The organism is Commensalibacter melissae, assembly GCF_003691365.1.
GTDB classification, from domain to species: Bacteria; Pseudomonadota; Alphaproteobacteria; order Acetobacterales; family Acetobacteraceae; genus Commensalibacter; species Commensalibacter melissae.
This window is the reverse complement of record NZ_CP033087.1, coordinates 1,693,517-1,718,213: the sequence shown is the minus strand read 5'-3', so window position 1 is coordinate 1,718,213 and position 24,697 is coordinate 1,693,517. Positions and strand designations below refer to the sequence as shown.

Genomic DNA, 24,697 nt, shown 5'->3' with positions numbered 1-24,697 from the left:
GTTATTCTATAAGCATAACGACTGCACATAATCCATGAGGAATACGATTATGTAAAGTAATATCTCCACCTTGTCCGCGAATAATATTTCTTGCGATTGAAAGTCCCAGTCCAGTCCCTCCTGTAGAACGGTTGCGGCTTGTTTCCATACGGACAAAGGGTTCAAAAACATATTCAAGATTTTCCTGTTTCAATCCGGGTCCATCATCTTCGATCAATATGAAGATATGTTTGTCTTTCTGGTTATAAAGTGATGGGAAGGGAGGTTTTGAGGTTAGCGATACAGTAACATTCCCTCCATAATTAAGCGCATTATTCATTAGGTTTTGTAGGGCTCTTTTTAGGTTGATCGGACGAGCCTTGATTGTATAATTGGGTAAGGGATGGTGAAGACGGATTTGATCAATTTTATCCGGATGGGTTTCCTGTAATTCATGGATAAGGGTTTCAATCAGGCTTGTTAAATCAAGATTGATAACAGGTTCATGATGCGTATTGTCACGTCCGAATGCCAGGGTCGCATCAATCATTTTTTCAAGTTCATCAAGATCTGAGATGAATTTTTTTTGTAAATGTTTATCATTGATAAATTCAGATCTTAATTTCAATCGTGTAATCGGTGTGCGCAGATCATGACCAATTGCCAAAAGAAGTTGTGTACGATCATTTACAAAACGATTTATACGCCGTGCCATATCGTTAAATGCCCGTGCGGCTTGGGCAACTTCTTCTGGTCCAGATTCAACAAGTGGAGTGGCATTGACATCTTGTCCCAGCCTTCCCGCTGCTGCGGCTAATGTACTGACAGGGGCAATTAATCGTCGAACACTCCACAAAGTAAGCAGGCTTGTTGCTGTTGCCATGATGAAAAAGCTGATCGGAAACGTTGCTGATTTGAAAGGGTTTGGTGTGGTTAATTCATATATGATGTTTAACCATTGTTTATCATCTGGTAACTGAAATGCGATTGCATTTTTATGTTTTTCTGGATCAGAGGTGGCAATAATTTTGGTTGGACGTAATTCGGGTGGGAACAAGATTGTTGTAAGAAGGTGGGAAACAGTTTGTTCCAATTTAGGGGAAGGGAGGTTGACATTTTTAAGATTGGGTTCGTTTGAAAGAAAAATGGTAAATCCATGTATTGGATCTAGATCATTAATCTCATCGGACCGATCCTTGCTATCGACTTCTGAAATATCACGATAGATAGCTGTTGCGCGATTTACAGCTTCCTGTTCTTGGGTGAGGCGATTGAAATCTAGCCGATCCAAAGTATTGATTAACAAGCCACATGCCTCGATCAAACCCATCCCAATGATTAAGATCAAGGCTGTACGAGCTGCTAGAGAATAGGGCCATAAATGCCACTTTCTTGGTTTATGTTGTGACATAGTGAATGGGTAGGGCCAACAAATAGCCTCCTCGGTGAACGGTTTTAATTATTTTTGGCTGGCGGCTGTCATCTTGCAGTTTTCGACGCAATCGGCTTAATGTAACGTCAATTGTACGATCGGTGGAAGGAAGCTGATGCCCATATAGAATTTCGGATAAAGTTTCCCGGGTAACAATTTCTGGGGCATGTTCGATTAAAGCAATTAACAGGTCATATTCCTTGCTTGTCAGGGAAACCTCAACATTTTGAGGATTCAGTAGCTGTCTGTGAAGTAAATTGACCTTCCAGCCTCCAAACTGGATGATTTTCTGTATGTAGGGGTCGTGAATGAATTGTTTACGTTGTGAACGATGCAAAACGGCATGGATACGGGCCAGTAATTCTCTTGGGTTGAAAGGTTTTGCCATATAATCGTCGGCACCTAGTTCTAGTCCGATAATCCGATCTGCTTCGTCTCCCATAGCGGTTAACATAATGATAGGAATATCAGCTTTTTTTCTTAACCAATGGGCTATCTCGAAACCACTTTCCTGAGGTAGCATAAGGTCGAGAATCACAAGGTCAAAATGATTGTTTTTCCAAACTTGGCGCACTTGCTCCCCATTATATGCATAGGAAACCTTGAAATGATGTTTTTGCAAGAATTGAGAGAGCAGATCTACAATTTCGTGATCATCATCAATTATTAAAAGATGTATAGTTTGTTCCATAAGATATCAAAAACAAGAAAAGTTAAAATCTGGTCAGATATAGATTAACGTGATTAAAGGCAAATATTATTTATTAACAAAACTTTGAGTAATGATGTTTTTTCTTTTGGAAACCATTTTATAGTGAAAATCAATTAAATTAAAGTAAAGGATAGATTATCATGATACCAGAAATAATGCCTAAAGAAGCTTGGGATTTGTTAAAAAAGGATGGGCAGGCTCTGTTAATTGATGTCAGAACGCCGGAGGAGTGGGAACAGGTCGGCTATCCAGAGTTATCATCTCTAGGTAAGGAAGTTATCAAGATTAGCCTACAAGACAGGATGGGAAATAGAAATGTGAATTTTATACGGGAGTTGAAAAAAACCGTAACGCAATTAGATCGGCCTTTATTATTCTTATGTCTTATGGGAGGACGAAGTCGAATCGCTGCAATCTTGGCAAAGGATGAAGGCTATAAAAGTGTTTACAATATAAAAGAAGGGTTTGAAGGGCCAGCAAATGTCCATGGAGTAAGGGGGACAATTGCTGGTTGGCTAGCAGATAATTTACCTTTCACGAAAAAATCTTAAATAATTTTCACATATTTGTAGGAGGGCTTGCCTCTGCATCATATACGATTTCAATGACAATACACCAGGGATAACGATAGTCATAGCTTTCACCATTTGCATTGGATATCATGCCCTGAGTGTCAACAGGTACATGGGTCAATGCAACGGAATCATTTACGTTGCCGCCAATAATGCTGATTTCCTTGCCAAAAGGTTGCATGTTCTGATTTGTCATAACGACAATAGCGCAATGTGCAGGAAATCCGTATGTTGTGGGAAGTGTATTAAAACGGATAGTGTTTCGGCTTTTACCTCTGGCGGTACAAATCATGTCACCCAGTTTTGGTGCATAAGTGGCTGGATCATGCCCCCTTAAGACAGGAGATGTTCCAGAAGCGGCTGCATTAATATAGGTTGAATGATTGGGTGAATAGGGGAAACGGTCATTTGCACCTGCAATTCTCATGATATAAGAGATAAAAGCCGCGGACCAGGCATAATTTCCATCGTTGATAAAGTTGAAAACGGTTCCATTACTATTATGTTTTCCAGTATAACTTCCTTCTTTCATGCCGGGATCCATACCGATCCACCAATATTCACCCACCCGTTGCCATAAACCAGATGAACGTTCAGCCTTTACATCCGGACTTGTTGGTTCAGGACGCTGAAGGGGATCTTCATCGGCAATGGGTTGGTTAAATACGCGCCATTCGCGTAAGGTTAACGCTACTACTTCCTGGCGGGAAAAAGGTTCATAATTTCTAACTGCAAAATCTGGAACACGGTCATTATAATAATATCCGACCGGTTTTTGCGATGATGTTGTTTGTTGAGTTGGTGTTATACGGGGGTTATTTGGTGGTCCACCACAGGCGACAAGAAACGTAAGGAAGAAAACCGAGATAATTTTACGGATCATTTTAATAAATCATCTTGAATGTTAAAAAGATTAAGAAATAAATATATTATCTCTGATAATTAGTCTTTTTGAAATGATTTTTATTTCGTAAATAATGTTATTCAAAACAAACTGTGGCTTTAAAACATCTTCATTTTACGATAAGGAAAGGAATCGTTGGTATCCTAATTAAACTTTCATGAATTTTAAAAATTATTATTAAAAAGCATATTACATAAATATACTAGGGAAATAGGGGAAGATATGATTATTACCCATGATTTGAATGAGTTTTTAAGGGAGAGAGGACATTTAGACATGATTGATGTATCCTTTGTTCCAACGATGGGAGCTTTACACGAAGGTCATCTTGCTTTGGTAAAGAAAGCCAAGAAAATAGCCAAACATTGCATTGTAAGTGTTTTTGTCAATCCTTTACAATTTGATCAGAAAGAGGATTTTCTTCGATATCCTAAACTTGAAAAAGAGGATGTTCATTTGCTTGAACAAAATCAGGTCGATATAGTGTGGTTTCCAAAAGTCGAGGATATCTATCCAAAAGGTTTTGACACGCGTATTGAGATAGGTGGACCAGCTTTACAATGGGAAGGTGCATTGCGTAAAGGTCATTTTTCAGGCGTTGCAACCGTTGTTTATCGATTGTTTTCTTTAGTCAGACCTAAATTTGCCTGCTTTGGGGAAAAGGATTGGCAACAAATTCAGGTGATTCACAGAATGGTAAAGGATTTGCTTTTACCTGTTACTTTGGTGAATGTGCCAATCGTGCGTGAAAAAGATGGTCTTGCAAAATCATCCAGGAATCGTTTTCTTACGAGTGAAGAGCGTTCGCGAGCACCGTTTTTGTATAAAATATTACAAGAGGCTTATCTAAAGTTAAAAAGTGGAGGTAATATTTCACTTATTTTATCAAACGCAATAGAGGCATTGGAAAAAAAAGAGTTTAAAGTGGATTATTTTTGTGCGGTTGATGGAAATTCTCTACAGAAAATAACCAAGTGGAATGATAATGCACGTCTTATTGCAGCGGTAAAACTGGGAAGTGTACGATTATTGGATAATATATGAAATTTATTTTCCATTTATTTAATTGAAATGGAAAATAAGTCATGGTTTAGTCAATTGGTTGGTCATCTCGATAAACGCGCTCCTTTCTCTCATGTTGTTCTTGAGCTTCAATGGAAAGAGTGGCGATGGGGCGGGCCTCTAGCCGCTTCAAACTGATGGGTTCTCCTGTTACCTCACAATAGCCATAAGAACCATCTTCAATTTTCTGAAGTGCGTTATTGATTTTTGCAAGCAGTTTTCTGGCCCGGTCATGAGTACGCAGCTCAATTGCGCGGTCTGTTTCAGAACTGGCCCGGTCATTGAGATCAATATCAACATTTTTATCTTCTGAGAGATGATTAAGGGCCTCAGTTGAATTTTGCAAAAGAGAATCCCGCCAATCTTCCAATTTCTTTTTAAAATATGCAAGCTGACGAGGATTCATGAATTCCTCATCTTCAGAAGGGCGATAGTTTTTATCAAGCGGTAACGTATTCATTATGCACCTGCTATAGATATGGAATAATAAAGTAGCCTAAATTACTTTTATTAGAGCTTTATAATAGCGAGTAACTATTTCGCCAAGTAAAAAAAATAAATTTTAAAAAATAGTGGGTAAATTAATAAAAACAAGATTTTGAGTCTAAAAATGTAAAAAAAATATTTTTTTGAAAAAATATAAAAAAAAACTTGAGATTCGTCAGTGAAGGGGTCATATACTAACCTAAATATAACGGTGGTCGTTATTTCGCGGAATATATGATATATTATTGATTAGGACAAATTCTGTTTGATTACTAGAACAGGGTTCGTTTCTGATTGAAGTTTATGTATGTTCTAGTTTCACTTTATTCTTTGGCCCAAGGGGGCATATTGCCCAACAGGCCGTCTACTGGTTTAGGGGTACGTGATGAACGGACTTGCTCAACTGGGGATGGTCTCGGAAACTCCGAGAAATAACCAGGTTTCAATTGATTTTTCAGAAAATATGGAAGATCGTAAAGATTATTTTATTGTTAAAGATGGTATGCGTTTTGCAGGAACGCATCTTCTTGTTGATTTGTGGGATGCAACCAATCTGGATAATCCAGAAGAGATTGATCGCATCTTGTGTGAAGCTGCTGTTGTAGCTGGGGCCACGATATTACACAGTCATTTTCATCATTTTTCACCGAATGGTGGGGTTTCTGGTGTTGTTGTTTTGGCGGAAAGCCATATTTCCATTCATACCTGGCCAGAACGGAATTTTGCTGCTCTGGACATTTTCATGTGTGGTTCTTGTGATCCGTATCTTGCCATTCCTGTTTTACAACATTTCTTTAAACCTGAAAGAATTGTACTGGACGAACAGAGGCGTGGGAAAGAAAATTTATAGAAAAACGATATTTCTATAGTAGTAACAAACACTGGACAAAAGAATATTGTCCAGTTTTTTTTGTCATTCAATAAAGGTGAAAGCAGAATTTAATGTCTTTTAAATGGGTTGATGAAACGTTGTATCCGGCCTGGAAACAGAGCTTCCGTGCTGATAGGGAAATCGTGCATAAAAAATCTTTATTTCAGGATATACGCATTATTGAAAATGAAGAATATGGCAAGGTTTTATTCCTGGATGGCGTGACCCAGATTACTGAAAAAGATGAATTTGTATATCAGGAAATGCTTGTTCATGTTCCCTTGTTGACACATGGCAATGCAAAGCGTGTTCTGATTATTGGTGCTGGAGATGGTGGGGTTTTACGTCGGGTTTTACAGCATCAAACAGTTGAAAAGGCGGTTATGGTGGAGATTGATGGGGATGTTATCGCTCTGTCCAAGGAATTTCTGCCTGAAATTTCAAAAGATTGCTGGAATGATCCACGTGCAGAAGTGATTATTGGGGATGGTATCCAGTATGTTGCCGATGCGCCAAAGGAAAGTTTTGATGTTATAATTGTGGATAGCACTGATCCAATTGGTGTTGGGGAAGTTTTATTTACGGATGATTTTTATCGAAATGCAGCCAGAATTTTAACTGGAGACGGCCTGATTGTGAATCAATGTGGTGTTCCGTTTATGCAAGCCGAGGAATTGCGGGAAACCAGTTTGCGTCGTAAAAAATTCTTTTCATATGTATCGGCTTATGTCGCTGCGGTTCCAACCTATGTGGGTGGATTTATGACGCTAGGGATTGCAGGAAAAAAAGAAAATCAAACCAATCAAACAGTTGATATAATTAAGCAACGAGCAAAGGTGGCAAAACTTGAAGGATTGACACGGTACTGGTCTCCAGATGTTCATATGGCATCTTTTTGTCTCCCGCCATATATTAAGGAAAATTTACCATAATAACAATGTGGTTTGAAAATTAAGAATTCTATTTCATGTAAAAAAAAACGTATAGTTTACAAACGGTCGGATTTTATGACAATCTGGATTATAGTTTAAAGAATAGAATACATTAATTTTTTTATTAAATTTTCTGATGGCAGGTTGGTAAGAAAGGAAAAGAATATGGCGGCAGCAATTATTTTCTTATCAACCTGTATTGTTTTACTGGTAATGTATTCCATAATCTGTGCGTTATGGGATGTGATATTGGGGCGTTGGAGCAGAGAAGAACAGAAAAAAAATTTTCAACAGGATCTTAATGATTTTGATGAATGAAAGGACAGGTTGATTCATTATTATGAGCATAAATGATCATTTCCAGATTGGTTTAATGCGTCATCCACCTGTTCAGATTCCTGCTGGCATGTGTTACGGGCATTCAGATATACCTTTACGAAATGGATGGGAACAATATGTTTCGATTCCAGAAGGGTTTGCAATTGATCAGATTTATACTTCCCCTTTGTCACGTTGTCTCAAGTTGGCCCGTGCCATTGCATTGCAATATCAGATTCCATATCAGGAAGATAGGCGCTTGATTGAATTGAATTTCGGTTTATGGGAAGGAAAAAAATGGGATGAAATCCCCAAGGAATTCATTGATGCCTGGGCAGAAAATCCTTGGGATTGGCAGATTCCGGAAGGGGAAACAGGTCGATTACTTCTTGCTAGGGTTATTGAAATTTGGCATGAAATTAAAAAAAAGGGTCAAAATATTTTGATTGTCTCACATGGTGGCCCTTTACGGCTTTTAAGGCAGATTGTGTTAGAAAAATCAATTGAACTGTTAGGTCCATTACCAGATTTTGGTCGAATTGAATTATTTACCTTTTCAAAACATGCTTTAGATAAACAACAAATTGCTTGTAACGAGTAAAGCGGTTGTGGATAATACCTGAACAGCGCCCAGGCAATCCCCGTTATATCCTTTAATATGGTTGTTGATAATCAAGCTGGATAAAAAACCGGTTATAAAGGAAACCAAAAGATACAAGATTGTAAATTTCCAGTTTAAGAGATAGAGACATATGCTTATCGTTACGGTGAAATGAATGAAACTGGGAATAAATGGAATATGATCAAGCTGACTGGCCATACTTTTTGATTGAACAGGGGAAAGGATAAAAACGGGGATCAACATGGATGATCTGGATAAAACCGCAATGGCTGTTAAAAGCGGAATAATTTTCTGATGAAGTGTCATTAAAGAAATCACGGAGGTGATTTGTATTCCGAGTACAATTAATAATGTTAGAACCCCGTATGTGCCTAAACGGCTATCTTTCATAATGGTCAATTTTTGATCAATACTATGTCCGCCACCAAATCCATCTGCACAATCTGCCAATCCATCCTCGTGTAAACAGCCGGTTAGCAATAGATGAAATCCTAATGCTGAAAAGGCGATAATTGACGAAGATAGAGTGGTGAAAGAAAGGGTATAAATAAAACATCCTTCAAGTCCACCGATAAAAGCGGAAATAAATGGCCAAATCCATATGGATCTGGCAAATGAAAAGAAATGAAAATCATTATAAATATAATGAATTGGCAATCGTGAAAAAAAGGAAAGACTACTGAAAAAATCAGTTATGACTTTCCTTACGAAAAGAAAAATCATTTAGGAGAAGGTAATCCGGCCTCATCATAGGTGGACATACCTTTATAACAGGCTAGGGCACCTTGAAGAATTGGAATGGTTATTGCGCATCCGCTGCCTTCTCCCAATCGCATATTAAAGGCTATCAAAGGATATTGGTTCAGGTTTCCGGCCAATAACAAATGCCCTTTTTCTGCAGAAAGATGGCTGATTTTTGCATGATCAAGACCTGACGGGTTTAGCTTTTGCAATGCAGCAACAGCGCTGGTGCAAACAAAACCATCTAATAATACCGGAATATTGAGATAACGAGCAGCCAAAGTGGCCCCCAACAAAGCCGCTTCTTCATATCCACCAAAGTGTCGGCAAATTTCAAGTGGGTCATCGAGAATATCCTGATGTTTGGCTAGAGCCTTATCAACAACACGTTGTTTGTTCTGGATATATTCAGGCGATTGACTTGTGCCTTTGCTGACCCATTGGGCGCCATTTCCACCAAACAGGGCGGCACTCAAAGCGGCAGCTATTGTTGTATTGCCAATTCCAACTTCCCCTAAACAAAGCAGATTGATATTGGGTGTTACGGCATTATATCCCGTCTCGACCGCCTTAAGGAAATCATGTTCTGACATGGCCGCTTCATGACAGAAGTTTTTGGTTTTCTCAAAATGATTTAGAGGGATAATACGCAGTTCTGCTCCCGCAGTTTTTGCCAGCTGGTTAATTGCTGCATGTCCCTGTTCGATCTGGGTGACCATCAATTCCGTAACGACAGCATTATAGGGTGTGACACTTTCGTCGGTAATGCCATGGTTTCCAGCAAAAATCATGATACATACCTTATCGAGGCTGGGCATTTCTTTTTTTTGCCAGGATGCTAGCCATGCAACCAGATTTTCAAGCTCTCCTAAACTGCCAGGAGGTTTTAAAAGGTTATTCTGGCGGGTAAAAGTGGCCTGTTCAGCTTTTTTATCCTTTTCGGGCAGTACAAGGCACAATTTTCTTAATTCGGTAATAGACTTAAAGTGTTTCATGATTTTAATGCAATACTATGGAAAAAACAGCCTGTAACTTTATTACGTCTTCCACCTTCAGGACCAAGATAATTGTCTGTTCCATCGCTCAGTAAGGCATATGGCTGGTCAGATCCTGGATCTGAAAGGGTTGCGTAATGAAATTCATGGCCATATATTGTAAGATCCCCGTTTTGGTTAGGTAACCTCGCTATACGATATCCTAAATGAATTTTAGGTTTTGCATAACTGCAGCTATGGCTGAGCAGCCCACTCATTCTATGTGCTTGCCCGTTTTTGTCAATGAGGCTTTTCCCCATAACCATATATCCCCCGCATTCACCATGCACAGTTTTAGTTTGGGCAAAGTTTTGTAAACCCTGTAAAAACTGATTGGCATTGGCAATTTTTTCAGCATATAGCTCTGGATATCCTCCTGGTAGCCAGCAACTATCACATTTTTCTGATGGTGCCTCATCTTGCAGTGGAGAAAAAAAATGGATGGATGCTCCCTGCCGATGCCATCCATCAAGAATATGGGGATAAATGAAACTGAAAGCGAGATCTCTTGCGATTGCTATTCTTTGACCAAGGGGTGGTAGGGCAATAACTGAATTATCTGATGGGATGGAAAGCTGAGGAATATATGACAATAATTTATCCAGATCTATATTTTCTTCAATAAAATCAGCCAGAAAATCAAGATGATTATCCAGATCCTCATGTTCTTCGGCTTGAATTAATCCCAGATGCCTTGTCGGTAAATGAAGTTTTGAATTACGGGGAACACTGCCCAATATCGGAATATTAATCCGGTCAAAGGCAGCTTTGGTATTTTGATAATGACGGGTGGATGCCACATTATTTAAAATTACACCGAGAATCTTGAATTTCGGGTTTATATTGGCGAAACCATAGGCAATAGCAGCGGCCGATTGCGCCTGACCAGTAATATCCAGAACCAATAAGATTGGAATGTTGTAGCGTATTGCCAGATCAGCTCCACATCCTCTTTTGCCCTCTTCATTTTCGATGCCGTCCAAAAACCCCATCGAGGATTCAATGATGAATAATTCTGCGCTTTTTGTTGAGGCATTAAATAAATGGTCAAGTAAAGGAAAAGGCATGGCCCAGCTATCTAAATTAAAGGATGTGTTTTGCGTCGCGATGGCGTGAAAGGCGGGATCGATATAATCTGGTCCTGATTTTGCCGCACGAACATGTATGTTTTTACGGCGTAAAGCAGTTAATAATCCTAGGGTGATGGTTGTTTTTCCACTTGCCGATTTGGGAGCGGCGATCATAAACGCTTTGATAGAATGCGGTTGATTGTTCATATAAATATTTGAACTTGAATAAAAAAAAGTTTATTGATGATTGAAATAACCTGTAAAATACAAGCCATTTGAAGAATAGCAATCATAGATCAATTTTCCCTGATTTAGAATTAAATTAAAAAAATTACTATTTCGTGAAAAGGAGGAATATTGGAACATGTCAAAAAATTAAAATATGGTTGGACAACGGGGGCTTGTGCGACAGCAGCTGCAAAAGCGGCTTATTTGGCTTTAAAACGTGGTTTTTTTTCGGATCGTGTTACAATTACTCTTCCACAGGGGAAAAGAGTTTCATTTAGGATTTTTAACCACAAAATTCTGGATCGGCACTGTGCCATTGCCTCGGTTATCAAAGATGCGGGGGATGATCCTGATGTTACCCACGGAGCGGAAATCCATGTAAGAATAACAATCTTATCCATTGATCGTGGAATTGTTTTCAAGGCAGGAAAAGGTGTGGGGACAATTACTAAACCCGGATTACAATTATCTGTTGGTCAGCCTGCAATCAATCCAGTACCTCGTCAAATGATCCGGTATGCATTGAACGAGGTATCTTTTTCCCCCGATGTAGAGGTGGAAATAAGCGTTGTTAATGGAGAGGAGCTTGCAAAAAAAACGATGAATCCAAAATTGGGTATTATGGGTGGATTATCGATTTTAGGAACAACAGGCATTGTTGTACCGTTTTCTTGCGCAGCATGGATCGCGAGCATTCATCGCGGGATAGATGTGGCACGGGCTGCAAATTTGACGCATCTGATTGCCTCTGTCGGGAATGTATCTGAAGAAACGGCCAAAAAAATCTATACATTGCCCGAATCAGCCTTTATTGAAATGGGTGATTTTGTCGGGGGAGTTCTGAAATATCTAAAAACACATCCAGTTCAATGGCTAACCTTGGCAGGAGGCGTTGCCAAATTTACAAAATTGGCACAAGGTCATCTGGATCTTCATTCTGGCCGTTCACAGGTAGATTTTGCACAATTGGCAGAATGGGTTGCGGAATTGGGGGCGGAGGATAGTTTTGTTGAGAAAGTCAGGCTGGCTAATACTGCCCTGGAGGTTTTCAGGAACTGTCATGTAAAACGGTTGCCCCTGGCGGATTTTATTGCAGAAAAGGCACAGGCAGTTGTAAAAGAAACACTTGATCCCGTGATTTTTAAAATCGAAATTCTGATGGTTGATCGTAAGGGTAATTGTCTTGGGAGGGCGTTTGCATAATGTATTAATAATATCAAATATTGGATTTCTGATTAATTATTAGATTATCATATTTTATTAGAAAATATTGCTAAAATAAGGTAAGTGTTTAGATCAATCATTAAATGAAAGCGGGTCTGGTATTATATGCATGTTCTTCAAAATCTGCTTTTTAATAATCATTTATCAGATATTTCAGAAAAATTATATTTTGATATTCAAAAAGGCGGTATACAACCGTTATCGGAAAATGATGGAATTATTCTTGAAAAAAATAGCAGAATTTCTTTTGGAACATATTTCAATTATTTTTCCTTAAATACATGGCGTAAATATTGCCAACTTAAAGATCTTCATTTTCAATTACAGGGAAAAGGTGAATTTGTATTGAGGTTCTGGCTGACAGACAAAAATTACCAGCCTTCTTCATCAAAGCGTGTTATTGAAAAACAAGTTTATTTAAATAAAGATCAAGATTGTTTTTGCATTGATTGCTCATTTTTATTGAAAAAACAAGGCATTCTTCATTTTACAATAGATACAAAGGGCGAATGTTTCATACAGGGTGGTTCTTTTTGCACCAAAACAGATCCTTTTAACTATGTAAAATTAGGAATAGTTATTACGCACTATAATCGTAAAAAGTATCTGATCCCTGCCATTCGGCGGATAGAAACGCAGCTTTTATCCAATGAATCTTTTAAAAACAACATTGATCTTATTATTGTAGATAATTCTCGAGATGTTTCTTCAGAAGAGGCAGGGGAGGCGATTGTTATTTCTAATCTCAATTATGGAGGATCCGGGGGATTTACACGCGGATTACTGTATTTGAAAGATCATCATTATACACATTGTCTTTTTATGGATGATGATGCCAGTTGTGAAATTGAATCTATAATCAAGACTTTCAGATTATTGCAATATTCAGTCGTGGAGCGATTGGCAATAGCTGGAACCATGTTATATGAAAAAGAATCGACAATCATTCATGAGAAGGGTGCCCAGTATAAGCCCTTAAGCTTGATACAGCTATATTGTGGTCTTGATATATCGAAATTTGAAACTATTATAGCGACTGATTTAGATAAAAAGAAAATTGAATATGGTGCCTGGTGGCATTTTGCCTTTAAGATTGAAGATGTAAATTATTTTCCATTTCCTTTTTTTGTTAAGGGAGATGATATGCTTTTCGGATTAATGAATCATTTCAATATCATTACTATGAATGGCATATGTGTTTTTGGAGAGGATTTCCGTTACAAGGATGGCCCCTTACCCCGATATTTAAGCGTAAGGGCCAATTTTGCTTTGGCTTTGATATATTCAGATTGTTCTTTATGGATTTATGTCTGGCGTTATATACGTTGGATATTTATTTCCATTTTAACCTATCGTTATGCTTCTGCCCGAGCTACTAGCATTGCTTTGCAACATGTTATGCGAGGTCCAGAATTCTGGACACGCTATTTATCCTTAACGGATATATATCCTGTCATTTCGAATGTATTGTCGGCAGAGAAAATGGATGATGTTGATATAGATCAACTAAAACCAAGTATCAGACAAGTTCGTTTTCCCATATTGAAAAAAATCATTATTATTATGACCTTCAATGGTTTTTTTCTTCCTGATTTTTTTATTAGAGACAGACTTATTCTGAGTAAAAAGGAAATAAAACATTTCCCATATGAAATATTTCTAGAGAGGAATATATTATATTATTCAAGTGAATATAATAAAGGTTATGTAGCGATATATAATAAAAAAAAATTTTTTTCCGAATTGTTTTTAGGTTTGAAATTGATAATTCAATTTGCTGCCAGATTCAAAAAATTAAAAAGAGAATATAGACAAGTGGTTCCAAAAATCATGACAGAAAAATTTTGGAGAAAGGTTTATCAATTCAAGAGATGATTGGTTAACTGGACATAATCCAGTTTTATATCAAAGCTAAGAGTTTTTGCATAAAGCTTCATATTCCGCGGGAACCCCACAGAATGTTATGCAATCTTTATTAACAAGTTTATAGTGAATTTTTTTATTATTTTGAATTAAATAATTATATAAGGGCGCTATATATAATTCGGATGTAGAAGGCGTTTTTCTTTCTTGTTGAAGAGCATATAGGAAATCTCCAGATTTCTTGAAGTGATAAAGACCGTTACAACATAAATCGGATATTGGTTTTTTTTCTGCGGTTCTTAGCGCAATAGGCTCTTGACTTTCAGAATCTGGTTCCACGTAAGACCAATTTTCACCATTACCCTTAAATACTTCTAGATATCCGTCAGAATGTTTAAACCATTCTTGTTGGGGAAAATGAAAATCCTTTCTAAAGGTATCAATATTGAATATTGTCAGTGCCATGTTATTTTCAAGTCCGGCTTTGTGAATTCCATATTCTACAGTTTCTGCCTGTCCAGCGGTAGGATGATCTAGAATGACTATATTTGCTTTTTTGATACCAAGCTTGTCAATTTCAGTTTGTATAAAATTTTCCGTATTCATAATTGAACGGGCAATGAACAGAAATGGAGTATCTTGGAAATATGCTTTGAAACTTTCAACTGAATGGGTAAAAACTGTTTTTCCATTTAAAGGCAACATGTATTTAGGTTGTGTATATCCAGCTTTTGAAAAACGGCTGGACAGTCCCGCCATTGGAATAACTATCATTAATCTTTTCTTTCAAATATCGAATATAAACGTAAGGCATTTGCAATAAATGCTTTTTGTCGATCAGGGCGATCAGCATGTAAAGGTAACATCGATAAAAATAATGCTATGGTCATAGCCTGGATTTCTTTGCTTGAAACCGTAATATTTGCAATATTTATTTTATTAAAATATGTCTGTAGCCATTTATGGGAAGATGATAAATCAAATGTTAGTTCGAAATCATATTGATTATTGTTAATAAGATTATAGCGTCCTGTTATGATAAAGTCATATAACCCGTTAATTGAATGGGATAGCTTGGCCATATCATAACGTAAATCACCATAATTTTCCTTTATATGGGGAAATACATATCCTCTTGGATCAATCACTGTAATACGACGATTGCGTGAATTATATAAAATGTTACTGAAACAAAAATCGCCATGCATGATTGTACATAATTCTTCAGGATTTTTTGTAATAAAATCTGACAAATTATTTGCAATAGTTAATAATGATGGATATTTATTACCATTGAAAACGAGGTCATGCATGATATTAAAACCTGTTTGATTTGAAAAGAGTTTCAAACGTTCAAAGGTTTTGTTACCTACTAAATGTGCAGTGTAATCGTCCCGTTTTTTTTTACCTTTTTGTTTTGCGCATAAATTCAGGAAATCAGTACAAGAGGCCAGAATTTTGTTCCATGTAGCTTTTCCAATATCTGAAAATACGAATAATTCAGCTAGCGTTGGTGTGTATTGATATTCAGTGGAATAGAATGTTTTGTCATTATCTTGTCCGTATTCGAAAAGACGAGCGGTGAAGGGTTTTAGATTTGGTGGAGTTGATTCCAACCACTCTGCTTCAGCAAGCATCTTAAAAGAATCAGAAGAAATTTTTTTAACGGTATTTGAGGTAATTTGGAGTGAATTAAAGGCCCTTGCAGTTGTAACCAAACGTCTTGATTGAAAATAAGTCTGAATATGTCCAAAGTCATACCAGTTTTTAATAGCGTTTATTTTTAAGGGCTGATGTTTGTTATATAAGTTTATTCCCTCAATAAAATTTCCACGTGCTTGACATAAGGACTTGATCAGTTCATTCCCCTTTGAGAAAGAAAAATAGCCACAAGCTACTGGACGGTAATTATTTTCATCTTTGGTTGATTTGATAGTTTCAAGATTTTTAATATATTTATCATCAGCTTGATTGATAACTGCCCAAGAATAATCGTCACCATCAGGATAACTTGCAATAATATCCATTTCTTGAGGAATATCATCAAGAATTGTATCACCGTGTAAAATACGTATGTTCGAATTGTATGCATTGATGACATTAATCGTATATACTAGGGAATTTCCTAAAGACATGTCATCCGGGACAGAAACGATTACTACACCTTTTTCTTTTAAAGTATGTTTATCATAGGGAGTAACAATAAAGCTATCAGGCAAAGTCAGGTAGATTGGTGAATTTTCAATTAAGTTTTTTCTAAAATTTTTAACCTGTATTTCAAATAATCTTCCCGTTCCCAAAGGTAGAAAGGAAGGGGGAATTAAACCAAATTCGGCTGCCAGTTCTTGATTCACATATGCGGCAGAAGTGATAATATTTACGCAAGATGAAGTCATTTTTTTGTTTCAATTAATTTTGTAATTTCATCAAAAGACATTGAAATGAATTCAGACGGTCGTATGGCACGATCATCAATATAAAATCCCTCTTTTCCACACCATGGTTTTCCTACATAAATTTCATCATATGGAATTTCATGTTTTTTTAACCATTCAATGATAATTGGTAAAGTATTGGCATTAATCTTTCCAATATCACCGTTATAAGTATACATATTTCTGGCTGTTTGAATAATAATTTCAAATCCTTGTTTCTTGTATTCCCTTAATTTTTGAATAACTGGTAGGTTCGGGAGTTTGTCAGCATAAGAAACACCCGAAGTATTAATAGTTAAGGTATCATCAAGGTCGAAAACCAAACGTTTCATATAAATATTCAATTCATTATTAATATGTATAAAATTATATATAAATGTTAAAAAATTGACATTTCAACTTCAATTAAATTGTTTGAAATAATTGGGGTACCAATACATTGGCAATTAAGAAAATAGTAATCTATTTTATTTTCATTTTCTTCCTTTAAATCCCAATTTCTTACAAAATAATTATGAGGCCCTTCAATATTTGTATGTTCTACAAAACGTTCAAATAATTTTTGATAATGATGATAGTTATTCATCTTATTTTTATCGATTGAGATTTTTATTGATTTATTCTTTTGCTGTGATGATAAATACAAATATCCCTCCAATTCGGAAATATTAGAAACCAAAGTTTTTTTCTGGGCATCAAAGGAGAGACAAAAATAGCGTAAAATATTACAGGTATTTTTTTTCTCGATGAGAAAAAGGGATAAATCAACAAGGTGATTTGTATTTTCAAAAAATAAGTGTGCAGGACCTGTTTCTGGATCTTCTGAATCTGTGAAGGACTGACCTATATCTAAATAAAATCTTTGTCGTTCCACTGGATAATTATTATAATTCCAGTGAAAATCTAAAGCTGAATTTTTTTTATCCAGTTTCCATTTTTCAGTCAGTGGCAATGTCTGTATTCTGGATTTAATGGCTTGCAAAAAATCATTAAGGATGATTGAAGCTTGTAATTTGTTAGGCAATCTTTCTTTTTTTTCTAGTCCAATTAATTGTCTTCCCCATGATGTACAAACAGCCAAGGTTGTTGATGCATAACAATCTCTCGGAAACCATTTAATGGATGAAATATGATCTGGTAATTGTGATCCTATAGATAAAATTTCCTTGATTTCTATTAAATAGTTAGGTTTTGTCCATAACATAAAACAGATATGAGTATAATATCCAGAGCCGAACTGGTTGAAAATGGAAATAGGAATGACTTCTTCAAGTGCAACGAAAAAATGAGAGGATAAAAAAGGTGCCAAGTTTTTTATCTCTTCAACTTTTTCAAGAATTAAAAACCAATCCTTTTTATGAGCAAATAATCCCTCGATTTGGGTTGCTGAAATACGGGTAAGTCCGATTTCATTAATGATATGTTCTTTTAATTGGGGAAGAGATTTATAGTGATGCCACATCCAAGTTCCATGATTAGTAGTGATTTCAGCGTCAAGATCAACATCATAATCGTAAGATCTTTGTGAGGCAATTGGAGTTAAAGCTTTTTGATTCAATTGATTTAGTATGGAGGATATTGTAAGGTGCCTTACAAAAAGACTATTTGAAGCCATTGTACAAAAGTAGTCAAAAACAAGATTATTTTTTGCGTAATCCAACGTTTCAAGATGTCCTAATAATAGAGTATTTCCCCATTTGTGTCTTTTAAACCCTCCATTAATGATGATAATACGGTCACTAATTGTTAAAGCAGCCTTAGGAATGGGTCTATTATGTGGAAAATTTAATATTAAAATAACATTTTCTGGTGTAAAAAAAAGAAAGTTATTAATATATAACATTAAATAATCATCAGATTCATTGAATAATGTACTAATAACTACCCTGCTATTAGCTGCCTCTTTTTTTGTTTTTTCTATAAAAGAGGAGATATTTATTATTTCTTCATTATTGTCGATGTGGTTATTGTCCAGTGTTATTTCCAATTTATCTAAATTGCCTTTAGAATTTAATTGAAATTTAATATACTGTGCTTGAACCTTTTTACTTAAATGAATATCAAATTCGGTTGGATTATCCCAATGATGACTGGGTTGTGTATAATAACATACCCAATCCTGGTTATTGTTAGATAAGAATATTGAAAATAAAGGAATACTGATATCATTGTTATTAAAGTTATTGATATGAAGTGTATCAATTGTATTTTCTTTTCCTAAGTCAAAAACTTTAGAAGGAAACCATATTTTTTGCATCATTATTTTTAATGTCTTTAATTGTTAAACTGATGTAGAAATCTTATGAAAATTTAATATTTTGAACATATATGAAGATTTATATTTCGATACATTAACCTTAATTGATATTAAATAAAAGTTATATCAAAAAAAATAATTAATTGATCATAAACAAATTCACTGTTGATTTAATGATAGATTGTAATCTAATTACAAATTAGAAATAAACTTCCTGACAGGATCACAAATATTTCTATTAATTCTTTTAACCCCATATAAATGGTTTTTATCATAAATTTGCCAAATATAATTGCCATCATTAAGGTATTCTTTTTTTTGAAGGAAATCTGTATCTTTATTTAGGAGAGATAGAACCGTTTTAATATTAATTTTGTAATCACCTTTTTTAAACAGTTTATTATTTAAGATTTTTTTTAATTTATTCTTAATGAATGGATTAAGAAATTTGTTATTGTCTATTTTTGTAAATTTACTCCATAGTATCCTATCAAAATCATGAACTTCTGAAAAAATATAGGGTAATCCATTGGGTTGATATCCTATGCAATGAGCTAGCGTTGAAAAAAATATTTCTTCTTTAGTGTAATGATAGTTAGTATCCAGCAAATCGTGTTTGTTAATAAGGGTTATAATTTCGAATAAAACATCTGTTTCATAAAAGGATCCTTCTATTTGTGATGCAAAGATAGCGCCTGAATTAAAAGAGTTAACAAAGTTAGTGAAAATCTTATCCTGTAAAACCATATGTGCAGGCCACCAATAAGATCCGGGTAAAACCAATCTTAAATTATAGGCAGATTTTGTGGTAGAAACGTAATTTTCAACTTTATTGGAAATAAGCATATCATTTGATGCATGAAATACAATAATGCCTCTCTCTTTCATATTTTTAATATACTCAATATTGGCAATATGCCCTGCTATTACATTTCCCCATGATGTGTCAGTTTGGTTATTATTGATAATAACATTTTTGATTTTTAAATTTTTTATTTTTTCATTTAAATTATTTGTTGTTATTTTTGAAATTTTGGAAATATGTATGATTATGATGCAGTTAGAATAAAATTTGTTTAAATTATCAATTTGATTAATGATTACATCAATATTTTCATGAACGAGCAAAGAAACATAAATCATTACTATATTAACCCTAATAATGTGTTTAAAAATATAAAAACAATAAATTTTTATATTGAGCTTAAAATTATTCTTATAAGAAAGTAAATTGATTTTTGATATTTTTTTAAATAATTATGATTTAAAAAGAAAGGAACAATTTTAATGGAAAAGCACATATTACATAATTTTTCTTGGGGCGTAGAAACTCCATATGTTGCAGAAAATGAAATTTTTTTCAGATGCCCAAAAGATGTTGTTATACAGGATGGTAATATTTATATTGATGCTTTTTCACATGTGTCTTTTAACACTTATTATAATATCTTTCCTTCCAAACAATATGTTAAGTATACGAATATTAAAGATTTAAATGTTGGGGTGGTTGTAAAAGGTAAAGCAAAGATAGAAGTATATGGGATTAAACAAGAATTGGCACATTCTTATGAAGTTAACTTACTATCGCATTATTTTACTAATGAAGTGAATTTAACAATTGAAAACTGGTCAAAATATGATGCTGTTTATTGTCGATTGGCTTCATGTGAAGATGTTGTTGTTTTAAAAAAAATATTTTTTTATACCAAAGATGAACCGACACAGGATGTAAAATTAGGATGTTGTTTTTGTACATATAATAGAGAAAATTATATAACAAAAAATGTTAAGAAAATTCATGAAGGTATTGTTAGTTCACAAATAAATAGTTTGATTTTTATTTCTAATAATGGAAAAAAAATAAATATAAAAAATAATGATATAATTCATTTGGAAAATAGCGATAATTATGGTGGGGCGGGCGGTTTTACAAGAGCTGCATTAATGGCCTCTGAGATGGGCTGTACTCATATTATATTCATGGATGATGATATCGAGTTAAATTTTGAGTCCGTATTTAGAACTTATGCTTTTTATAGTTTTATAGCCAGTAAATATAAGAATATTTTTCTTTCTGGCTCCATGTTTTCTTTAGATGAAAAATGGTTGCAATATGAAAGAAATACAATCATTGACAATTATGGCATGCATCATCAGGGTCATTGTCAAGACCTGCGTTTGTATGGGGAAATTTTACAAAACGCGACTTGTGGATTGGTCAATGGTGTTGCTGGTTGGTGGTTTTGTGCATTTTCAACCCAGCATTTAAAAGATTATGGAATGCCGTTGCCAATTTTTATCCGTGGTGATGATATCGAATTTTCTCGACGTTGTAATGCTAAAATATTGTCATTGCCTGGAATTTGTGTTTGGCATGAGCCTTTTTACAAAAAATACTCTGAAATTATGGAAGATTACTATCTCCTGCGCAATGTATTGATTTTTTCATTTTCTACGCCTCAAAATTTAATCGAATTTGGCATGCGTTTTTTTCGTAATAAATTCATTAGAAATATTACGACTTGGAATTATGTAGCCTTAAAAATGAATATGATGGCTGTTGAGGATTTTATTTCAGGTAGATATGAAGCAAATCCATATGAAAATCATCAAAGAATTGTCAATGTTTATAATTCTGTTAAAAAGAAAAGTAGTGTAGAAGGGTTTGTTTATTATGAAAATCAATATACGCATATCAGGTTAAGAAAAAAGATTTTGTTATTTTTATTGAATTTTATTCTTTCACCTTCTGAACAAGGTGTTTCACAAAAAGGATTTAATCGTAGACCTTCTGATTTTATAAGAAAACGTGAAGTAATTGTATATGATTTTCATAAACAATGTGGTGAGAAACATTTTTTTGAGAGAAAACATTTAATTTTTTATATTATGTTTTTTATTAAAAATTATTTATGTATCTTTTTGCAACAAAGTAAGTTTAGGGAACAAATGCTGCAATTTAGAAAAAAAACAACCACTAAAGAATATTGGAATACTTTATTGAAAAGAAAGGTAAAAATTTAGAACTAAATTTTATATCAAGTTAATTTCAAGAATAGGTAAAGATAAATTTTATATATTTGTTTTACCTAATTCTTAATAATTAATTAAAATAATTTTGACATGTGTTAAGGTTATTAGTCGTGCCTTTTTTATGTTATGCATTTTGATTAAGTGTTTTAGGATCGAAGGTGTTTAACTCAATTTTTCGTAAAGTATTGTATGGGAATGTGATTCAACGAAATATATTGTTAGTTTGAGATAATATTAAATATTTTATTATTATGATTTTTTTTAGTTCCTGAATACGATTTCAGGGGTAATATGAATCCAGATTGCTGGGTTAAATCTTGCAATTTCTTGTCACAAATTACTTTTTGTATGAAAATAGGTTTGTTAAAATTTTTTTAATGCATTTACTGTTCACAATAACTGGAATTAATGTTGGTAATGGTAAGTGATATGTTTTAAAAAATGGTTTCATTCTGAATGAATTGTTTTTTTATAATTACACGTGATAAAAATCAAAGGACTGAAAAATGATCGAAAAAGGTTTTAATATTTATTGAATAGAATAAATATTATTGATTTTTAAAACGACGTTGATAGTTAACATTATATAGGGCACTTTCCATATGGTTTTTACTACCCATAGCAGGACCAACCATAATTAACGCAGTACGTTGGATTGGATTGGCGTTTATTTTTTTTAAAATAGTGGCTAATGTTCCCTGTATAATTTTTTCATTTGGCCAGCTTACATGCGCAGCGATGACGATTGGACAATTTTCTCCATAAAAAGGAACCAAACGCTGAACAATTTCTTCAATGCGATGAATGGCGAGATGAATAATCAGTGTAGTGCCAGTTTGTGCATAGGTTTCCAATTTTTCTTTTTCTGGCATTACTGATGCACGTCCAGAAATGCGTGTTAAAACAATGGATTGTGCTATTGTTGGAATAGTCAATTCTTTTTTTATGATTGCAGCAGCGGCTGCAAAAGCGGGTACACCGGGTGTAAGTGTATAGGGAATGGCGTGTTTTTCAAGTCGGCGCATTTGTTCGGCAACAGCACTATAAACAGAGAGATCCCCTGAATGTAAACGGGCAACATCTTTTCCCGCTTGATTTGCCTTTACAAATTCAGCTTCAATCTGATCCAAATTTAGTGGGGCCGAATCAATTAATTGTGTATCAAAAGAGCAAAATTTCAGAATATCTTTAGGAATAATAGATCCGGCGTAAAGACATACTGGACATTGTTCCAAAAGCTTTTTCCCACGTAATGTTATAAGGTCAGCAGCCCCTGGGCCTGCCCCGATAAAATGGACGGTCATGGTGTTGAGGATCCTTTATAGGCTAAAGATAAGGTAATTCCTTTATAAATCATCTTTCGTATCAGTAAATGATCTTTTTTGTGCATAATGGCTAAAAGACAGGCTTCTGAAACAGCACCAAAACCGGTTAGTTCATAAATTCTGTTTGAATAAGATTGACATTGGGACTGAAGATTTTTGAGCGTGTCCAATGCAATGAATTGAATGGGTAGTTTATAATGATGTTGCAGGATTAGATAAGTGCTATCTTTTTGTTTAAAAGCAGGCGCAGCAATTAAATAAATAGAAGCCCGATAGTTTCGTTTAATTTCTTGCAGTGTACAATATATATGTTTGGCATTTGTTTTTTTTTGACTGCCTAGACCAATTAATAAAGTGTCAGGGGAGGCGCGTGACGCAATATTGGGTAATGGTGCGGTCGGGTCTGAAACCATGGTAATTCCCTAAAGATTCATAATGCTGGATTTGAAGGCGGCTGATTGTTCCGCCCAATTGTTGTTGAGTCTGAAAAAGGATTTGATCGCTTTCGGTCGTTACGGAATTAATAACCAGCCGTCCATAAGGATGAAGGTTTCTCCATACAGTTTTTAAAAGATCAGGTGCTGTTAATCCACCTCCGATAAAAACGGCATCAGGACGTGGCAGTTTATCTAAAGCTTCAGGGGCCTTGCCTTCAATGATTTTCAGGGATGGGACACCCAGACTATATGCGTTTTCCCTTGCTCTTACAGCCCGATCATGACGTGATTCAATGGCAATGGCTTTACAGCCGGGATGGGTTAACATCCATTCGATGGCAATGGAACCGGATCCCGTGCCAATATCCCATAACAAAGCGCCAGGAAAAGGTTGCAATGCTGATAAAGTTACCGTGCGGATATATTGCTTTGTTAATTGACCATCATGTCGAAAATAGGAATCTTTTCGTCCATGGCAATAGGGAAGCCCTTCAAACCGGTCTAATTCAAGGGCAATCATGTTTAAAGGGTCAATTGTTCCGGGCAGGGATTCTTTTAATAAAAAAGAACGTATCCGTTCTCGCGGTCCACCAAGTGCTTCAAGAATATAAAATAATTTATATGGGATTTGCCATTTTTCCAGATATGCCTTGACGTTATGAGGTGTTGATTCATTTTCGGATAAAATAAGTGTTCTACGACCTGGTATTAAGGCTGGGCGCAAGGTTTCCAATGAGCGACCACATAAGGAGATTGTCTCAATGGTTTGTCCTGACCAACCTAACCGGTTGCAGGCAAGGCTATAGGATGAAAGGGTAGGAAAACTTTGCCAATCATTGATAGCCAAGGATTGTACGGCTAAAGGACCAATCCCATACCAGAACGGGTCACCTGACGCAAGAATTGCAACTGATTCAGGTTTAAGGTTATTGATTTTGTTTATGGATTCTTGAATGGGCGACGACCATATTTCTGTTTGACCTTGAATAAGGGTGTTTGCCAGTCTCAAATGACGCTTACCACCGAAAACGTAAGATGCGTTTTTTAGACATCTACGAGCCTGATCGGAAAGGGAGTTGATACCATCTTCGCCAATACCAATAATGCTAAGAAAAGGGTAAGTCATATTATTTACAAAAATCACTTATTAATTCTATCAG

The 24,697-nt window shown here is 35.2% G+C and carries 24 protein-coding genes; 9 read left to right on the top strand and 15 right to left on the bottom strand.

The window, feature by feature from the left end:
- Position 1: 1 nt before the first annotated feature.
- Both D9V35_RS07780 and D9V35_RS07775 read right to left on the bottom strand, forming a co-directional pair.
- Positions 2-1,390: an ATP-binding protein gene (locus D9V35_RS07780; RefSeq protein ID WP_122124024.1), complete on the bottom strand. Its 1,389-nt coding sequence runs from the start codon at positions 1,388-1,390 to the stop codon at positions 2-4.
- Complete coding sequence (locus tag D9V35_RS07775; protein WP_122124023.1) at positions 1,377-2,102, bottom strand: response regulator; 726 nt, start codon at positions 2,100-2,102, stop codon at positions 1,377-1,379. Before D9V35_RS07775 ends, D9V35_RS07780 begins: the two co-directional genes overlap by 14 nt.
- Positions 2,103-2,263: 161 nt before the next feature.
- On the opposite strand from D9V35_RS07775, the gene D9V35_RS07770 reads away from it, so the two are divergent.
- A complete protein-coding gene (locus D9V35_RS07770; RefSeq protein ID WP_122124022.1) occupies positions 2,264-2,674 on the top strand; it encodes a rhodanese-like domain-containing protein in 411 nt (136 codons plus the stop codon).
- 7 nt (positions 2,675-2,681) lie between these two features.
- Here D9V35_RS07770 and D9V35_RS07765 read toward each other — a convergent pair whose 3' ends face one another.
- Complete coding sequence (locus D9V35_RS07765; RefSeq protein WP_122124021.1) at positions 2,682-3,578, bottom strand: DUF2272 domain-containing protein; 897 nt, start codon at positions 3,576-3,578, stop codon at positions 2,682-2,684.
- A gap of 243 nt (positions 3,579-3,821) precedes the next feature.
- Between D9V35_RS07765 and panC the strand changes: the two genes are divergently transcribed.
- Complete coding sequence (gene panC, locus D9V35_RS07760) at positions 3,822-4,643, top strand: pantoate--beta-alanine ligase (protein ID WP_155565900.1); 822 nt, start codon at positions 3,822-3,824, stop codon at positions 4,641-4,643.
- Between the two features lie 46 nt (positions 4,644-4,689).
- Here the strand turns inward: panC and dksA are convergent, their stop codons facing one another.
- Positions 4,690-5,121: an RNA polymerase-binding protein DksA gene (dksA, locus tag D9V35_RS07755; protein WP_110438542.1), complete on the bottom strand. Its 432-nt coding sequence runs from the start codon at positions 5,119-5,121 to the stop codon at positions 4,690-4,692.
- Positions 5,122-5,532: 411 nt separating this feature from the next.
- Here dksA and speD point away from each other — a divergent pair, with 411 nt between their 5' ends.
- The 4 genes from speD (at position 5,533) to D9V35_RS07740 (ending at position 7,869) form a co-directional block, all read left to right on the top strand.
- Positions 5,533-5,997, top strand: a complete 465-nt coding sequence (gene speD / locus D9V35_RS07750; protein WP_110438541.1) for an adenosylmethionine decarboxylase — start codon at positions 5,533-5,535, stop codon at positions 5,995-5,997.
- Between the two features lie 92 nt (positions 5,998-6,089).
- On the top strand, positions 6,090-6,950 hold the full coding sequence (gene speE / locus D9V35_RS07745; protein ID WP_122124020.1) for a polyamine aminopropyltransferase: 861 nt from the start codon (positions 6,090-6,092) through the stop codon (positions 6,948-6,950).
- A gap of 165 nt (positions 6,951-7,115) precedes the next feature.
- Entirely contained in the window at positions 7,116-7,268 is a 153-nt protein-coding gene (locus D9V35_RS09370) for a hypothetical protein (protein WP_155565898.1), read from the top strand.
- 22 nt (positions 7,269-7,290) lie between these two features.
- Positions 7,291-7,869 (top strand): histidine phosphatase family protein, encoded by a 579-nt coding sequence (locus D9V35_RS07740; protein WP_122124019.1) that lies wholly within the window; start codon positions 7,291-7,293, stop codon positions 7,867-7,869.
- Here the strand turns inward: D9V35_RS07740 and cobS are convergent.
- Genes cobS through D9V35_RS07725 form a run of 3 tightly spaced genes read right to left on the bottom strand, consistent with a single transcriptional unit; the run spans position 7,837 to position 10,942 of the window.
- Positions 7,837-8,613, bottom strand: coding sequence for an adenosylcobinamide-GDP ribazoletransferase (gene cobS, locus D9V35_RS07735; RefSeq protein ID WP_122124018.1), 777 nt, complete (start codon positions 8,611-8,613; stop codon positions 7,837-7,839). The genes D9V35_RS07740 and cobS overlap by 33 nt on opposite strands.
- Positions 8,610-9,626 carry a nicotinate-nucleotide--dimethylbenzimidazole phosphoribosyltransferase gene (locus D9V35_RS07730; RefSeq protein ID WP_122124017.1) on the bottom strand — a complete coding sequence of 339 codons (1,017 nt, stop codon included), beginning with the start codon at positions 9,624-9,626 and terminating at the stop codon, positions 8,610-8,612. The genes cobS and D9V35_RS07730 overlap by 4 nt, the downstream gene beginning before the upstream one ends.
- A complete protein-coding gene (locus D9V35_RS07725) occupies positions 9,623-10,942 on the bottom strand; it encodes a cobyrinate a,c-diamide synthase (protein WP_122124016.1) in 1,320 nt (439 codons plus the stop codon). The genes D9V35_RS07730 and D9V35_RS07725 overlap by 4 nt, the downstream gene beginning before the upstream one ends.
- Before the next feature lie 147 nt (positions 10,943-11,089).
- Here D9V35_RS07725 and D9V35_RS07720 point away from each other — a divergent pair, with 147 nt between their 5' ends.
- Positions 11,090-12,166, top strand: coding sequence for a cobalt-precorrin-5B (C(1))-methyltransferase (locus D9V35_RS07720; RefSeq protein WP_122124015.1), 1,077 nt, complete (start codon positions 11,090-11,092; stop codon positions 12,164-12,166).
- Positions 12,167-12,292: 126 nt separating this feature from the next.
- Positions 12,293-14,062, top strand: a complete 1,770-nt coding sequence (locus tag D9V35_RS07715; protein WP_122124014.1) for a glycosyltransferase family 2 protein — start codon at positions 12,293-12,295, stop codon at positions 14,060-14,062.
- 36 nt (positions 14,063-14,098) lie between these two features.
- Here the strand turns inward: D9V35_RS07715 and D9V35_RS07710 are convergent, their stop codons facing one another.
- The 5 genes from D9V35_RS07710 to D9V35_RS07690 all read right to left on the bottom strand — a co-directional run bounded on the left by D9V35_RS07710 (position 14,099) and on the right by D9V35_RS07690 (position 19,885).
- Positions 14,099-14,824 (bottom strand): glycosyltransferase family 2 protein, encoded by a 726-nt coding sequence (locus tag D9V35_RS07710; RefSeq protein ID WP_122124013.1) that lies wholly within the window; start codon positions 14,822-14,824, stop codon positions 14,099-14,101.
- Positions 14,824-16,446: a capsular biosynthesis protein gene (locus D9V35_RS07705; RefSeq protein ID WP_122124012.1), complete on the bottom strand. Its 1,623-nt coding sequence runs from the start codon at positions 16,444-16,446 to the stop codon at positions 14,824-14,826. The genes D9V35_RS07710 and D9V35_RS07705 overlap by 1 nt, the downstream gene beginning before the upstream one ends.
- Positions 16,443-16,817 (bottom strand): HAD-IIIC family phosphatase, encoded by a 375-nt coding sequence (locus D9V35_RS07700; RefSeq protein WP_122124011.1) that lies wholly within the window; start codon positions 16,815-16,817, stop codon positions 16,443-16,445. The genes D9V35_RS07705 and D9V35_RS07700 overlap by 4 nt, the downstream gene beginning before the upstream one ends.
- Before the next feature lie 47 nt (positions 16,818-16,864).
- On the bottom strand, positions 16,865-18,745 hold the full coding sequence (locus D9V35_RS07695; protein ID WP_122124010.1) for a discoidin domain-containing protein: 1,881 nt from the start codon (positions 18,743-18,745) through the stop codon (positions 16,865-16,867).
- Positions 18,746-18,934: 189 nt separating this feature from the next.
- Positions 18,935-19,885 carry a hypothetical protein gene (locus D9V35_RS07690; protein WP_122124009.1) on the bottom strand — a complete coding sequence of 317 codons (951 nt, stop codon included), beginning with the start codon at positions 19,883-19,885 and terminating at the stop codon, positions 18,935-18,937.
- Positions 19,886-20,029: 144 nt separating this feature from the next.
- Between D9V35_RS07690 and D9V35_RS07685 the strand changes: the two genes are divergently transcribed.
- A complete protein-coding gene (locus tag D9V35_RS07685) occupies positions 20,030-21,766 on the top strand; it encodes a glycosyltransferase family 2 protein (protein ID WP_122124008.1) in 1,737 nt (578 codons plus the stop codon).
- 557 nt (positions 21,767-22,323) lie between these two features.
- Here D9V35_RS07685 and cobM read toward each other — a convergent pair.
- Genes cobM through cbiE form a run of 3 tightly spaced genes read right to left on the bottom strand, consistent with a single transcriptional unit; the run spans position 22,324 to position 24,663 of the window.
- Positions 22,324-23,079: a precorrin-4 C(11)-methyltransferase gene (cobM, locus tag D9V35_RS07680; RefSeq protein ID WP_122124007.1), complete on the bottom strand. Its 756-nt coding sequence runs from the start codon at positions 23,077-23,079 to the stop codon at positions 22,324-22,326.
- Positions 23,076-23,513, bottom strand: a complete 438-nt coding sequence (locus D9V35_RS07675; protein WP_122124006.1) for a cobalamin biosynthesis protein — start codon at positions 23,511-23,513, stop codon at positions 23,076-23,078. Before D9V35_RS07675 ends, cobM begins: the two co-directional genes overlap by 4 nt.
- Positions 23,458-24,663 carry a precorrin-6y C5,15-methyltransferase (decarboxylating) subunit CbiE gene (gene cbiE / locus D9V35_RS07670; protein WP_162988614.1) on the bottom strand — a complete coding sequence of 402 codons (1,206 nt, stop codon included), beginning with the start codon at positions 24,661-24,663 and terminating at the stop codon, positions 23,458-23,460. Before cbiE ends, D9V35_RS07675 begins: the two co-directional genes overlap by 56 nt.
- Between the last annotated feature and the right edge of the window lie 34 nt (positions 24,664-24,697).

What these genes read in the sequence shown, in the direction of transcription:
- D9V35_RS07675 (WP_122124006.1), bottom strand. Translation starts at nt 23,513, where the DNA reads ATGGTTTCAGACCCGACCGCACCATTACCCAATATTGCGTCACGCGCC.
- speE (WP_122124020.1), top strand. Translation starts at nt 6,090, where the DNA reads ATGTCTTTTAAATGGGTTGATGAAACGTTGTATCCGGCCTGGAAACAG.
- D9V35_RS07710 (WP_122124013.1), bottom strand. Translation starts at nt 14,824, where the DNA reads ATGATAGTTATTCCAATGGCGGGACTGTCCAGCCGTTTTTCAAAAGCT.
- D9V35_RS07765 (WP_122124021.1), bottom strand. Translation starts at nt 3,578, where the DNA reads ATGATCCGTAAAATTATCTCGGTTTTCTTCCTTACGTTTCTTGTCGCC.
- D9V35_RS07730 (WP_122124017.1), bottom strand. Translation starts at nt 9,626, where the DNA reads ATGAAACACTTTAAGTCTATTACCGAATTAAGAAAATTGTGCCTTGTA.
- D9V35_RS07770 (WP_122124022.1), top strand. Translation starts at nt 2,264, where the DNA reads ATGATACCAGAAATAATGCCTAAAGAAGCTTGGGATTTGTTAAAAAAG.
- D9V35_RS07715 (WP_122124014.1), top strand. Translation starts at nt 12,293, where the DNA reads ATGCATGTTCTTCAAAATCTGCTTTTTAATAATCATTTATCAGATATT.
- D9V35_RS07740 (WP_122124019.1), top strand. Translation starts at nt 7,291, where the DNA reads ATGAGCATAAATGATCATTTCCAGATTGGTTTAATGCGTCATCCACCT.
- cobS (WP_122124018.1), bottom strand. Translation starts at nt 8,613, where the DNA reads ATGATTTTTCTTTTCGTAAGGAAAGTCATAACTGATTTTTTCAGTAGT.
- cbiE (WP_162988614.1), bottom strand. Translation starts at nt 24,663, where the DNA reads ATGACTTACCCTTTTCTTAGCATTATTGGTATTGGCGAAGATGGTATC.
- D9V35_RS07775 (WP_122124023.1), bottom strand. Translation starts at nt 2,102, where the DNA reads ATGGAACAAACTATACATCTTTTAATAATTGATGATGATCACGAAATT.
- D9V35_RS07700 (WP_122124011.1), bottom strand. Translation starts at nt 16,817, where the DNA reads ATGAAACGTTTGGTTTTCGACCTTGATGATACCTTAACTATTAATACT.
- D9V35_RS07780 (WP_122124024.1), bottom strand. Translation starts at nt 1,390, where the DNA reads ATGTCACAACATAAACCAAGAAAGTGGCATTTATGGCCCTATTCTCTA.
- dksA (WP_110438542.1), bottom strand. Translation starts at nt 5,121, where the DNA reads ATGAATACGTTACCGCTTGATAAAAACTATCGCCCTTCTGAAGATGAG.
- speD (WP_110438541.1), top strand. Translation starts at nt 5,533, where the DNA reads ATGAACGGACTTGCTCAACTGGGGATGGTCTCGGAAACTCCGAGAAAT.
- panC (WP_155565900.1), top strand. Translation starts at nt 3,822, where the DNA reads ATGATTATTACCCATGATTTGAATGAGTTTTTAAGGGAGAGAGGACAT.
- D9V35_RS07705 (WP_122124012.1), bottom strand. Translation starts at nt 16,446, where the DNA reads ATGACTTCATCTTGCGTAAATATTATCACTTCTGCCGCATATGTGAAT.
- cobM (WP_122124007.1), bottom strand. Translation starts at nt 23,079, where the DNA reads ATGACCGTCCATTTTATCGGGGCAGGCCCAGGGGCTGCTGACCTTATA.
- D9V35_RS07685 (WP_122124008.1), top strand. Translation starts at nt 20,030, where the DNA reads ATGGAAAAGCACATATTACATAATTTTTCTTGGGGCGTAGAAACTCCA.
- D9V35_RS07725 (WP_122124016.1), bottom strand. Translation starts at nt 10,942, where the DNA reads ATGAACAATCAACCGCATTCTATCAAAGCGTTTATGATCGCCGCTCCC.
- D9V35_RS07690 (WP_122124009.1), bottom strand. Translation starts at nt 19,885, where the DNA reads ATGATTTATGTTTCTTTGCTCGTTCATGAAAATATTGATGTAATCATT.
- D9V35_RS09370 (WP_155565898.1), top strand. Translation starts at nt 7,116, where the DNA reads ATGGCGGCAGCAATTATTTTCTTATCAACCTGTATTGTTTTACTGGTA.
- D9V35_RS07695 (WP_122124010.1), bottom strand. Translation starts at nt 18,745, where the DNA reads ATGATGCAAAAAATATGGTTTCCTTCTAAAGTTTTTGACTTAGGAAAA.